The organism is Flavobacterium sp. NRK F7 (assembly GCF_024054195.1).
Lineage (GTDB): Bacteria > Bacteroidota > Bacteroidia > Flavobacteriales > Flavobacteriaceae > Flavobacterium.
Genome location: NZ_JAMXLB010000001.1, coordinates 2,249,651 through 2,261,691 on the forward strand (window position 1 = coordinate 2,249,651; position 12,041 = coordinate 2,261,691).

Below are 12,041 nucleotides of genomic sequence, written 5' to 3' on the forward strand. Positions count from 1 at the left end.
TATAAAAAAGGAGTAAATTGTTTTAGCTAAAATAATTAAAATTAATATATGTTTACTATATTTTTTTTGCAATAAAAATTAAAAAATTACTTACAAAAATTAATATTAGAATTCATATAAGTTTTTTATTAAACTTTTATTAAAATGCTTTGAAACTCGTTTAAAGTATAGTAATTTTAGGGAAACAAATAAATTATTACATTATGCAAGTACAAATTAATACCGACAAAAATATTGATGGAAACGAAAGATTAGTTTCATTCTATACAAGTGAAATTGAAAGAGAATTAGCTCATTTTGATGACAAAATTACGAGAGTGGAAGTTCACTTTAAAGATGAGAATAGTGAAAAAATCAGTAAAAATGACAAAACATGTGTCTTTGAGGTGCGTATTGCTAAGAAAGAGCCTTTAGTGGTTACAGAACAAGCAGATACTGTTGAAAAAGCATTTTCTGGAGCTGTTGGAAAAATGAAGCGTCTTTTGAAAAGTACTTATGAAAAAATGCAACAATATTAATTAGAATGTATTTTCAAAATAAAACCCAATTATTAAAAAGTAGTTGGGTTTTTTCATATAAAAAAAGCACCTTACATTTATTTTGTAAGGTGCTTTTCACTAACTAACCAATCTAACTAAAAACTATTCTTTATTTCTTTTTCTTATTGATTTCTAAAAACTAATTTCCCATCAAAACTATCTAATAAAATAATACTATCGTTTGTTACATTACCTGATAATATTTCTTTAGATAATTGATTTAAAACTTCTCTTTGGATGACTCTTTTAACGGGTCTTGCTCCAAATTCTGCATCATATCCTTTAGTAGCTAAATAATCAATAGCTTCTGGAGTTGCATCTAAAGTTATGTTTTGATGCGACAACATTTTGGTTAAACTTTTTAACTGTAAGCTAACGATTTCTTTAATGTTATTTTCCGATAGAGGCGTAAACATCACAATTTCATCAATTCTATTAATGAATTCCGGTCTAACGGTTTGTTTTAATAAGCCTAAAACTTCAACTTTAGCGGCTTCTGTGGCTGCTTCAATATTGCCTTTTAGATTATCAAACTTTTCTTGTATAATATGACTTCCCATGTTTGAAGTCATGATTATAATGGTGTTTTTAAAATCGGCCAAACGCCCTTTATTATCTGTTAGACGCCCTTCGTCTAAAACTTGTAGTAAGATATTAAAGGTATCTGGATGTGCTTTTTCAATTTCGTCTAACAGAACTACTGAATAGGGTTTTCTTCTCACAGCTTCTGTTAATTGTCCGCCTTCATCATACCCTACATACCCAGGAGGAGCACCAACTAAGCGACTCACACTGTGACGCTCTTGGTATTCACTCATGTCGATCCTAGTAATTGCATTGTCATCATTAAATAAATATTCGGCTAATGCTTTCGCTAATTCCGTTTTTCCCACACCAGTGGTACCTAAAAATAAGAAAGAACCTAAAGGTTTTTTAGTGTCTTGCAAACCAGCACGACTTCTTCTCACAGCATCACTAATCGCTTCAATGGCTTCTTCTTGACCTACAACACGTTTGTGTAATTCATCTTCTAAGTGTAGCAATTTTTCTTTGTCGCTTTGTAACATTTTAGTAACAGGTATTCCAGTCCATTTTGCTACAACTTCCGCAATATCTTCATGAGTCACTTCTTCTTTAATTAAAGAAGTTCCTGATTGATTTTCTTGCAGTTGAATTTGTAAAGCATCTAGTTTTTCCTGTGCATCTTTGATTTTTCCATAACGAATTTCTGCTACTTTTCCATAATCTCCCTCTCTTTCAGCACGTTCAGCTTCCCCTTTATAATCTTCAATCTCTTGCTTGATAGATTGAATAGCATCTACCACATCTTTTTCAGATTTCCATTTTGCAAAAATTTCATTTCTTTCTTCTTTTAAATTGGCTAATTCTAAGCCTAAAGATTTTAACTTATTTTCATCATTTTCTCTTTTAATCGCTTCAATTTCAATTTCTAATTGCATGATTTTGCGATCTAAAACATCCAATTCTTCGGGTTTGGAATTAATTTCCATTCGTAATTTAGAAGCCGCTTCATCCATTAAATCGATAGCTTTATCAGGTAAGAAACGATTTGTGATATAACGTTGCGATAATTCTACAGCAGCTATAATGGCATCATCTTTAATACGAACTTTATGATGGGTTTCATATTTCTCTTTGATACCTCTTAAAATCGAGATGGCACTTTCTGTATCAGGTTCGTCAACATTTACTTTTTGAAAACGACGTTCCAAAGCTTTATCTTTTTCAAAATATTTTTGATATTCATCTAAAGTTGTTGCTCCAATTGCTCTTAATTCACCACGTGCTAAAGCGGGTTTTAAAATATTTGCTGCATCCATAGCACCCTCACCGCCGCCAGCTCCTACTAGAGTATGAATTTCATCAATAAAAAGAACAATATCTCCTTCCGCAGAAGTTACTTCTTTAACTACCGATTTTAAACGTTCTTCAAATTCACCTTTGTATTTAGCTCCAGCAATTAAAGCTCCCATATCTAAAGAATAGATAATTTTGTCTTTTAAATTTTCGGGTACATCACCATCAACAATTCGATGTGCTAAACCTTCTGCAATGGCTGTTTTACCGACACCTGGTTCTCCAATTAACATCGGATTATTTTTGGTTCTACGCGTTAAAATTTGTAATACACGTCTGATTTCTTCATCTCTACCAATAACAGGATCTAGTTTCCCATTTTTAGCTAATTCACATAGATTTTTAGCGTATTTATTTAAGGCATTATAGGTTTCTTCAGCAGAAGCAGAAGTTACTCGTTCTCCCTTTCTTAATTCCGAAATGGCACTTTCTAAGCCTTTTTCTGTCACCCCTTGATCTTTTAAAATTTGAGCAACCTTACTTTTGGATTTAAAAATGGCTAAAATTAAATGTTCAATCGATACAAATTCATCATTCATTTTTTTAGCAATGATGGAAGCTTCGTTGAGTGTGTTACCTGCATCTCTTGAAAGCATAATTTCTCCACCAGAAACTTTCGCAAAACTTTGAATAGTACTATCTAATACTTTTTTAAAAAGTTCAACGTTTATATGTAACTTTTTAAGTAAAAATGGAGTAACATTTTCATCTACTTCTAAAATACCTTTTAAAAGATGCTCGTTTTCTATTTGTTGATGCCCTAAACCTTGCGCAATTTGTTGCGCTTGTTGTATGGCTTCTTGTGATTTGATTGTATAATTATTAAAATTCATATTTTTATTTTTATTTGTGTTATTTCGTTTCTTGAATTTAGTCAATTTATATTCCAATATTGAATTTGTGTCAAAATGACTTATTTGTTTGGTTTTTATAGCTAAATGAAAACTAAAACAAGTCAAAATGTCTTTTTTTAAGTTGTTTTGTCAGAAAATATTTAAAAAGTATGAAATTATTTTATAGCGTAATAGTACTCTTATTTTTGTTTTCTTGTAATGAAAATGAAGGATTTTCTAATGCAAAAAAAGGGAAGACAACGAAGAAAAAAGTAGCTTTTAAGTTGCCTAATTATGAGGAATTGAAGCTTTTAAATGAACCTTTGCCAGAGCCACAATCAGGAGATTGGTTAAGTGTTCATGATGAGAATGGACAAACTTTTCAACAATATCTTACTAGTAAAAATTTAAGTACACCAACAAGTAAAAGAAATAAGATTTACATACAACCGATAGGAAGTTTTACAGTTTGGGAAAAGAAAATTATAGATTGGAATATAGAATATATCCGTTTTTTTTTGGTTTAGAAACGGTTCAATTACAACCTATTTCTGAATCCGAAATTCCCTCTAAAGAGCAAAGAACTCATTTTGGTAATCATCAGCTAAATGCAAGTTATATTATTAATACACTATTACCATCAAAAATGCCTAAAGATGCCATAGTTGTAATGGCATTAACCGCAAAAGATTTATATCCAAATCCAAAATGGAATTTTGTATTTGGTTTGGCTAGTTATGAAAAAAGAACTGCTGTTTCCTCAATTTCAAGATATTCTGAAGGAGGATTGGATGTATCCACTTATCCGATTTGTTTAAGACGAATCATAAAAACATCAAGTCATGAAATTTGTCATATGTTTTCATTAGCGCATTGTATTGAAGCAAAATGTTTAATGAATGGTGTTAACAATCTTGCAGAAGGTGATTCAAGACCAAATGCCTTATGTTCCGTATGTTTGACTAAAATTTCTTGGAATTTAAAATTTCAGGATGTAGATCGTTTGGATAGTTTAATTCATTTTATGAAGATACACCAATTAGATGATGATGCTATTATTTTAGAGAAGCAAAGAACGGTTTTAGCAAAATAATTTTGTTTAAGTTTACGTTTAACATTGGTGAGAGAATAATAGTTTCAGTACCTTTGAAAAAAGTAAAATTATGAGTTTTTTAAATAAAATTTTTGGTTCTTCCAACCAAGAAAATCAAGAATCGAATAGCGAGCCTAAGTTTTATAACTTAACCCATATTGAAGCATTAGATGCAATTGATAACGCTTCTTTTGAAAGGCCAATTGTGCTTTTTAAACATAGTACCCGATGTAGTATTAGCAGGTTTGCTTTAAAGCAATTTGATGATGCCTACCATTTTTCGGATACTGAAATGGAGTGGTATCTTTTAGATTTATTAAATTACAGAGAAGTGTCAAATGCCATTGCGAATCGTTATGAGGTAATGCATCAATCGCCTCAAATTTTAGTGATTAAAAATGGAAAAGTAGTCTATACCGCTTCACATGATGCTATTGATGCATCTCAATTAAAGGAATTTGTAGGATGAGAAAAAGAGTCATAGTTTGTTTATTTTTCGTTTTATGCTTAGGTTTATCTTGTCAAAAAGAGAAGAAACAGGAGGAAAAAAGAAGTAAGAAAGATGTAACTACTGTTGTAGAGAATTACTTGATTGGAACCTATACGGATTCTTTATCACAAGGAATTAACTTGCTTTCTTTTAATCCGGTTACTCAAGAATTAGAAACACAAGTAGTATTGGATAGTATACCCAATCCTTCATTTGTTGTCACTAACAAAGCAAAAACGATTATTGCTGCGGTTGGTGAAATTCAGAGTGAAAAAGGAGGGTTATTGCAAACCTTTTCCTATGATAAAGAAAAAAGAATTTTTCAAAAGTTGTCTACTGTTGCAACTTTAGGAAATGATCCTTGTACACTTACTTTTTTTCCGAATGAGAATGCATTAGTTGTTGGAAATTATTCTGGTGGAAATTTAGCAGCATTTCCTATTGCATCCTCAGGAGAAATTAAAAATTATCCTCAAGTAATTCAACATGAAGGAAATAGTATCACGAAAGAGAGACAAGAAAAAGCACATGTTCATTGTGTTGTTTTTCATCCTACAGAAAATAAACTATTTGTAGCTGATTTGGGAAATGATACCATTGATATAATTCCATACATTGAAGCGAATAATCAAATTTTATTACTTCCTGAAAAAACAATTTCAACAAAAATGCCATTTGGTTCTGGTCCAAGACATCTTGTTTTTAATAAAGACGGAAATAAAATATATGTCGTTTTTGAGTTAACTAATGAAATTGCTGTTTTGGATTATACAGACAATAAATTGCAGCTTATGGAAGTAAAGAGTTTGACTGACAAAAAAACGAACTTAGGTTCTGCGGCAGAAGTAAGAATAAATAAAGAGAATCAATTTTTGTATGTTTCTCTTAGAGGAGAAGATAATCAACTGGTTGCATTTAAAATTAATGAAGGAGCTTCTTTAGAAAAAATTCAAACTATTCCAACGGAATTGAGCCCAAGAAACTTTATTCTTTCCAAAAATGAGGATTTTATTTTAGTAGCGAATCAAGATTCTAATTCTATTGTTGTGTATAGTAGAGATAAAGAAACAGGTTTGTTAACAAAAACTTCAAGTAAAATTAATGTTCACAAACCTGTTTATTTTTGTAAGTTCTAAGGGGTAATTATTTTCTAAACTTATTGTTAGTTATAATTGCTTTTAATTTGGCTTTTAGGTCTTCACCAGTATCGTAAATCATTTGTTCATTACTAGGGAAAGGGACTGCTCTGCGATCAAAATATTGATAATAGCTATCGTCGCAAGCTCTTTTATCACCATTGTAATTGGCATAAATATAATCAAAAACAAATTCGCTAGTTACAGGAAATGCATCAATTAATTGGTTGTTTCTAAAATCAATATAATCTACTTTTGCAGTTACTTGACAAGATTTAAATTGAGTGAACTCATAAATACTTACAGAAATGGTTTTAAAATTATCCACTTTAATTGGGTTGCCTAAACTATCCTTAACCACATTTCCATTATTATCTAAAAGTGTTTTGGTACCGTCTTTAATTTGTTTTTCTTTGATAAACTGTTTCTCTTTTACTTGTTCTGGAGAAATGGCAATATTTCTAAAATTTACAATCATTCCATAATCGTAATTGATGTTTTTTTGACGATTATTATGGTAAACCGTCCATTTATCATTGATTCCATAAGTGCTAAAATCCAATAAATCGTCTTGTAAACGCGCAGGAATTACTTGATTGGTCTCGTTTTTAGTATACACATGAACAAAATCAGTACCTTTTAATTGTGCTTGATCCATTAAGGCTCTTACGTCTTGATAATTTGGATTCAATTGGTCTAAATAGCTTAAATCATCAAAAGCTTGACGAAAATCCATTTTATTTTTAGAAGTCATTAATTTTTTTGCATTAGCATACAAATAACCCGATAAATTATTTTTACTACTGATTATTTCATCTGAATAGTCTTCCATAGGGAAGATGGCGTCTCTACCTTCTTTCAATAGAGGTAATGGAAGTAATGGCTTAATTCTTTCTTGACGGTTTCTTAATTGGGTGTACAAATTATAGATTCGCTCATAATTTGCTGGATTATTTTCTTTAATTAATAAATTTAAGTTGGATTCATCACGAGCTTTCGCTTTCGCAAACGATTCTTCAAGTAAATACACATAATCCTGTTTTCCTTTTGCAGTTTTGTTTGTTCTTAGAGAATTGACAGCATTTTCAATAGCTCCATCATAATTTCCATTACTCAACATGGATTGGGTTTGTTTCACCCCACAACTAACAAGAACAAGTGATAAAATAATAAAAGTAATTTTTCTCATAAATAAATCATTTAGGCAAAGATAAAATTTTTTAGGAGGTTTCTCCTAGTGGATATCTTTTTGTTTTTTTTCTCTTAAAACAAAAAGGATGCCAATTACCAATAGGTATCTTGAAATATTTTCCAAGAATTGTTTTCTTGAATTAAAATAAGCGTAAAATTTACCTGATGAGTATTCCTTTTTAAGTCTGTAATGATTGATATTCCTTGTGCCCAGATCAAATTTTCATGTGCTGTAATTTTTTTTAAATTTAAATTCCAAGTTCCGCCTAATTTTTCTTTTAAATCTACCCAATATTTATGGATGTTTTCTTTTCCTATTATTTCTGTATTGTAACCTTTAATAATTCCTTTTTTAGAATAGTAGTTCGTTAAATTTTCAACATCACCTATATTATAAGAGTGCATAAGCTTTTCAAACATTTCAGTAACAACTGTTTCCGTTGGAGAAGTGTTTTTTCGATATTCTAAATCGTATTCTGTTGTCCAACTTTTTCCATCATCTAAAGAAATTTCTCCCAATTGTCTTACTTTGTCCTTTTCTAAATTAAAAAAGGTTAATCGTCTTTTAGCATCGTTTATAGTATCTTTTTTAAAGGAATCTGTGGTAAAAACCAAAGCTTTATTTTCATATTTTCCATGAAGAAATTCAGTACTTCCACCTACATTATCGACCCAACATTGTTGCCATTCACCTGAACTACTATCAAAAGTATTGTAGCTTTTTCCTGAGTAATGCATTCCGTTTTTTAAAGTATTTGCAGAAGTCCATTCTTCAAGAATAACACAATTTTCTAATATTTTAGAAATTTTACTAAATCCAGCAATTGTATTTTGTTGATTGTAGACAGTCCAGTCTCCAATCCAAAAGTCAAATTCAGCATACTTTGGGTTCGTTTCACAAGGCTTTTGTGCAAAAAGCATATTGATAAAACCGATATAAAAAATAAATAGTACTTGTTTCATGAATTCGAATTTAGAGTAGACAAAAAAATAAGGACAATTTAATCAAATTGTCCTTATTTTATATCAATTAAAAGTTAAAAACTATTTAATAACAACTGCTGGAAGTAGTTTACTAGTGCATTCACCAAAGCCAATTCGCAAGTCTTTGTTTTCACAATATCCTCTAATGATTACGGTATCATTATCGTTAATAAATTTTCTTTCGCTACCATCTTTCATTTGAATAGGGTTTTTTCCACCCCAAGTAAGTTCCAGCATAGAACCAAATGAATCAGGTGTAGGTCCAGAAATCGTTCCGCTTCCCATCATATCTCCAGAATTTATACGGCAACCATTGATTGTATGATGTGCTAATTGTTGAGCCATAGACCAATACATGTATTTGAAATTGGATTTTGAAACTACAGTTTCTTCTCCATTTTCAGGTTGGATAGCCACTTCAAGATGTATATCAAATGCATTTTTTCCCGATTGTTGTAAATATGGCAATGGAGTAGGTGACTGTTCAGGACCTTTCACTCTAAAAGCTTCTAATGCATCCATAGTTACAATCCAAGGAGAAATAGAAGAAGCGAAGTTTTTGGCTAAAAACGGACCTAAAGGCACATATTCCCATTTTTGAATATCACGTGCACTCCAATCATTAAACAACACCATTCCAAAAATGTATTCTTCTGCTTGATCTACAGGGATAGGTTCTCCCATTAAGTTCGCATCTGTTGTAATAAAGGCAGTTTCTAATTCGAAATCAACTAATTTTGATGGTCCAAAAACAGGTTCAGTTTCCCCAGCAGGAAGTGTTTGTCCGTTTGGTCTTCTAACTGAAACACCGCTAGGAACAATCGTTGAACTTCTTCCATGATATCCTACAGGAATATGAAGCCAGTTTGGAAGTAAAGCATTTTCTGGATCACGAAACATTTTACCTACATTAGTAGCGTGTTCTTTTGAACTATAAAAATCAGTGTAATCACCAATTTGTACAGGTAATAACATTTCAATATCTTTTACATCGAAAATGACGACTTCTTTGTGTTTTTCATTATCTCTTAAAATAGCATTTTCTGAATCAAAAATTTCAGCTAATCGGTTTCTAACCAATCGCCATGTTTTTTTTCCGTCTGAAATGAAATCGTTTAAAGTATCTTGCATGAACATATCATCCGTAAGGTCAATACCTTCAAAATATCCTAATTGTTGTAAAGCACCCATGTCAATTGCGGAATCTCCAATTCTAGTCCCAATAGTGATGACATCTTCTTTAGTGATAAAAACCCCAAAAGGAATATTTTGAATAGGAAAGTCACTATTTTTTGGAACTTCTATCCAAGATTTTCTAGTAGGATCATTGGCTATATTTGGCATAATTATTTGTTAGTTTTTTGTTGAAAAATTATACACCAAATATAAACTTTACTGCTAATTTAACAAACCTTTTTTGTAATTTTGAATAAATTTTAACGAATTACTAAGAAATGCAACGCGACGAACAAATTTTTGATCTTATTCTAGAGGAACAAGACAGACAAATTCATGGGATTGAACTAATTGCTTCAGAAAACTTTGTAAGTGATCAAGTAATGGAAGCAGCTGGATCTGTATTAACTAATAAATATGCTGAAGGTTATCCTGGTAAACGTTACTATGGAGGCTGTGAAGTAGTAGATATTGTAGAACAAATTGCCATCGATAGAGCAAAAGCTCTTTTTGGAGCTGAATATGTAAACGTGCAGCCTCATTCCGGTTCACAAGCAAATACTGCAGTTTTTGCAGCTTGTTTGCAGCCAGGTGATAAGATTTTAGGGTTTGATTTGTCACATGGTGGCCATTTAACACATGGTTCTCCAGTAAATTTTTCTGGAAAATTATATAATCCAGTATTTTATGGAGTAGAACAAGAAACGGGCAGATTGAATTATGATAAAATTCAAGAAATTGCTTCTGCAGAAAAGCCAAAAATGATTATTGCTGGAGCTTCGGCTTATTCTAGAGATATGGATTTTGAGCGTTTTAGAAAAATTGCAGATAGTGTAGGAGCAATCCTTTTAGCCGATATCTCACACCCTGCAGGATTAATAGCAAAGGGATTGTTAAATGATCCAATTCCGCATTGTCATATTGTAACTACAACCACTCATAAAACACTGAGAGGACCACGTGGAGGAATGATTATGATGGGCAAAGATTTTGAAAATCCATGGGGATTAAAAACACCTAAAGGTGAAATCAGAATGATGTCACATGTATTAGATATGGCTGTATTTCCTGGAAATCAAGGAGGACCCTTAATGCATATTATTGCTGCTAAAGCGGTTGCTTTTGGAGAGGCTTTAACGGATGAATTTTTTAGATATACCATGCAAGTTCAAAAAAATGCTCAAGCTATGGCAGCTGCATTTGTTAAAAGAGGGTATCATTTAATTTCTGGTGGAACAGACAATCACATGATGTTAATTGATTTACGAAATAAAAATATTACGGGTAAAGAAGCTGAAAATGCATTAGTAAAAGCAGAAATTACAGTAAATAAAAATATGGTTCCTTTTGATGATAAATCTCCTTTTGTGACTTCTGGAATACGTGTTGGAACACCAGCAATAACTACTAGAGGTTTGGTTGAAGAAGATATGGAAACAATCGTAGCTTTAATTGATAAAGTAATTACTAATTTCACTGATGAAGCTGTTTTAGAACAAGTAGCAGAAGAAGTAAATGAATTTATGGGAGAAAGAGCCATGTTTGTTTTTTAATCCAAAGAATTCGATTAAATAAAAAAGAAAGACTTCTTTCAAAGTCTTTCTTTTTTTATTGCATTATTTTAAAACTTCTTTTATAAGATTCGAAAGTTCGTATAAATTTCTTTTTTTCTGATTCGTCAGAATAATAATTGTTAATTCTTCTTGTATAAAATGTCTTGCTAAGCATTCATAATTACCACTTGATCCATGATGGGTGTGTTCCAAAAGATTTCCTTTATCATCATAGATAACATTCCCTAATGGAGCTTGAAAATCATCCTCTGCTTTAAATTTTTTAGCTAAAATTTTATAGGATTTCTCAGAAATAATATGGTAACGATCCAATTTATAAAACCATTCTCCTAATGATTTGGCTTTACTTACAAACAACAAATTTTTAACAGATAATTTAAAACTATCAGGAATATAGTCATAATTAAATGGCATTGCCATTAAGGATGGGTTCTTATATGGAAATTGATCTTTTAAAGCGATTCCATTAATATGATATGGTTTTAAAATACGGTCATTTAGATATTTGTCAAATTTTTTATTCGTTATTTTTTCAACAATTTTAATGAGTAACAACGGACTGCAATTGGTGTATAAATAATCAGTACCAGGTTGAAATTCTAAATGATCAATTTTTTGAATGTATTCATAAACATCTTTTTCTGTAGGATTACCATTGTTTTGAAAAAGTAAGTTCCAATTTATGGTTGGTAGTCCACTAGTATATTGTAAAAGTTGCTGAATCGTAATGGAATTTCCCCATTCAGGTAAATTGGATAGGTATTTAGATATCGGATTTTGTAATTGTAATAACTTTTGTTCTTCTAGTTGCATGATGGCAACTGCTGGAAATTCTTTATAAATGGAACCAATGATAAATTGATATTCTTTAGTTAATAGTTTGGATTTATCTGCCGTAGCAAAACCATACGACTTTTCAAAAACGGGATGATTGTTTTTTAAAACTAAAACAGTTCCATTTATTTTATCCTCTTTATAAAGGTCATTTAAAAGTGAATCTAACATATGAAGATTACCACTTTCAGAATAAATTGTTTTTTCAGTTAACTGATAATTGTTTTTATATTGGTTACAGCTTACCATAATTAGTAGGAAAGCAATGGGTAATATGGGAGACAATTTTTTCATGTTATACTATTTGACTACT

General features: G+C 31.0%; 11 protein-coding genes. 6 read left to right on the forward strand and 5 right to left on the reverse strand.

From position 1 onward, the window contains the following. Nucleotides 1-203 precede the first annotated feature (203 nt). Nucleotides 204-518: an HPF/RaiA family ribosome-associated protein gene (locus NHF47_RS10080; RefSeq protein ID WP_252764796.1), complete on the forward strand. Its 315-nt coding sequence runs from the start codon at nucleotides 204-206 to the stop codon at nucleotides 516-518. Nucleotides 519-661: 143 nt separating this feature from the next. Here the strand turns inward: NHF47_RS10080 and clpB are convergent, their stop codons facing one another. Next, the gene (gene clpB, locus NHF47_RS10085) at nucleotides 662-3,250 is read right to left on the reverse strand and encodes an ATP-dependent chaperone ClpB (protein WP_252764797.1); all 2,589 of its coding nucleotides are present in this window, start codon (nucleotides 3,248-3,250) and stop codon (nucleotides 662-664) included. A gap of 170 nt (nucleotides 3,251-3,420) precedes the next feature. On the opposite strand from clpB, the gene NHF47_RS10090 reads away from it, so the two are divergent. From NHF47_RS10090 to NHF47_RS10105, 4 genes are all read left to right on the forward strand, one after another. Further along, nucleotides 3,421-3,777 carry a hypothetical protein gene (locus tag NHF47_RS10090; RefSeq protein ID WP_252764798.1) on the forward strand — a complete coding sequence of 119 codons (357 nt, stop codon included), beginning with the start codon at nucleotides 3,421-3,423 and terminating at the stop codon, nucleotides 3,775-3,777. Further along, nucleotides 3,741-4,343, forward strand: a complete 603-nt coding sequence (locus tag NHF47_RS10095; protein ID WP_252764799.1) for an archaemetzincin — start codon at nucleotides 3,741-3,743, stop codon at nucleotides 4,341-4,343. The genes NHF47_RS10090 and NHF47_RS10095 overlap by 37 nt, the downstream gene beginning before the upstream one ends. Before the next feature lie 70 nt (nucleotides 4,344-4,413). Next, the gene (ytxJ, locus tag NHF47_RS10100) at nucleotides 4,414-4,812 is read left to right on the forward strand and encodes a bacillithiol system redox-active protein YtxJ (RefSeq protein ID WP_252764800.1); all 399 of its coding nucleotides are present in this window, start codon (nucleotides 4,414-4,416) and stop codon (nucleotides 4,810-4,812) included. Next, nucleotides 4,809-5,969, forward strand: a complete 1,161-nt coding sequence (locus NHF47_RS10105) for a lactonase family protein (RefSeq protein ID WP_252764801.1) — start codon at nucleotides 4,809-4,811, stop codon at nucleotides 5,967-5,969. The genes ytxJ and NHF47_RS10105 overlap by 4 nt, the downstream gene beginning before the upstream one ends. 7 nt (nucleotides 5,970-5,976) lie before the next feature. On the opposite strand, the gene NHF47_RS10110 is transcribed toward NHF47_RS10105, so the two are convergent. The 3 genes from NHF47_RS10110 to fahA form a co-directional block, all read right to left on the reverse strand. Next, on the reverse strand, nucleotides 5,977-7,158 hold the full coding sequence (locus NHF47_RS10110) for a hypothetical protein (RefSeq protein ID WP_252764802.1): 1,182 nt from the start codon (nucleotides 7,156-7,158) through the stop codon (nucleotides 5,977-5,979). A 95-nt stretch (nucleotides 7,159-7,253) separates the two neighbouring features. Next, nucleotides 7,254-8,123 (reverse strand): nuclear transport factor 2 family protein, encoded by an 870-nt coding sequence (locus NHF47_RS10115; RefSeq protein WP_252764803.1) that lies wholly within the window; start codon nucleotides 8,121-8,123, stop codon nucleotides 7,254-7,256. 81 nt (nucleotides 8,124-8,204) lie between these two features. Then, nucleotides 8,205-9,488, reverse strand: a complete 1,284-nt coding sequence (gene fahA, locus NHF47_RS10120) for a fumarylacetoacetase (protein WP_252764804.1) — start codon at nucleotides 9,486-9,488, stop codon at nucleotides 8,205-8,207. 110 nt (nucleotides 9,489-9,598) lie between these two features. Between fahA and glyA the strand changes: the two genes are divergently transcribed. Further along, nucleotides 9,599-10,873 (forward strand): serine hydroxymethyltransferase, encoded by a 1,275-nt coding sequence (gene glyA / locus NHF47_RS10125; RefSeq protein ID WP_252764805.1) that lies wholly within the window; start codon nucleotides 9,599-9,601, stop codon nucleotides 10,871-10,873. 63 nt (nucleotides 10,874-10,936) lie between these two features. Here the strand turns inward: glyA and NHF47_RS10130 are convergent, their stop codons facing one another. Further along, nucleotides 10,937-12,022: a serine hydrolase gene (locus NHF47_RS10130; protein WP_252764806.1), complete on the reverse strand. Its 1,086-nt coding sequence runs from the start codon at nucleotides 12,020-12,022 to the stop codon at nucleotides 10,937-10,939. Between the last annotated feature and the right edge of the window lie 19 nt (nucleotides 12,023-12,041).

Excerpts from the sequence above, each read along its gene's own strand:
- clpB (WP_252764797.1), bottom strand. The coding sequence starts at position 3,250 with ATGAATTTTAATAATTATACAATCAAATCACAAGAAGCCATACAACAA.
- NHF47_RS10080 (WP_252764796.1), top strand. The coding sequence starts at position 204 with ATGCAAGTACAAATTAATACCGACAAAAATATTGATGGAAACGAAAGA.
- fahA (WP_252764804.1), bottom strand. The coding sequence starts at position 9,488 with ATGCCAAATATAGCCAATGATCCTACTAGAAAATCTTGGATAGAAGTT.
- NHF47_RS10110 (WP_252764802.1), bottom strand. The coding sequence starts at position 7,158 with ATGAGAAAAATTACTTTTATTATTTTATCACTTGTTCTTGTTAGTTGT.
- NHF47_RS10130 (WP_252764806.1), bottom strand. The coding sequence starts at position 12,022 with ATGAAAAAATTGTCTCCCATATTACCCATTGCTTTCCTACTAATTATG.
- NHF47_RS10115 (WP_252764803.1), bottom strand. The coding sequence starts at position 8,123 with ATGAAACAAGTACTATTTATTTTTTATATCGGTTTTATCAATATGCTT.
- NHF47_RS10090 (WP_252764798.1), top strand. The coding sequence starts at position 3,421 with ATGAAATTATTTTATAGCGTAATAGTACTCTTATTTTTGTTTTCTTGT.
- NHF47_RS10105 (WP_252764801.1), top strand. The coding sequence starts at position 4,809 with ATGAGAAAAAGAGTCATAGTTTGTTTATTTTTCGTTTTATGCTTAGGT.
- glyA (WP_252764805.1), top strand. The coding sequence starts at position 9,599 with ATGCAACGCGACGAACAAATTTTTGATCTTATTCTAGAGGAACAAGAC.
- ytxJ (WP_252764800.1), top strand. The coding sequence starts at position 4,414 with ATGAGTTTTTTAAATAAAATTTTTGGTTCTTCCAACCAAGAAAATCAA.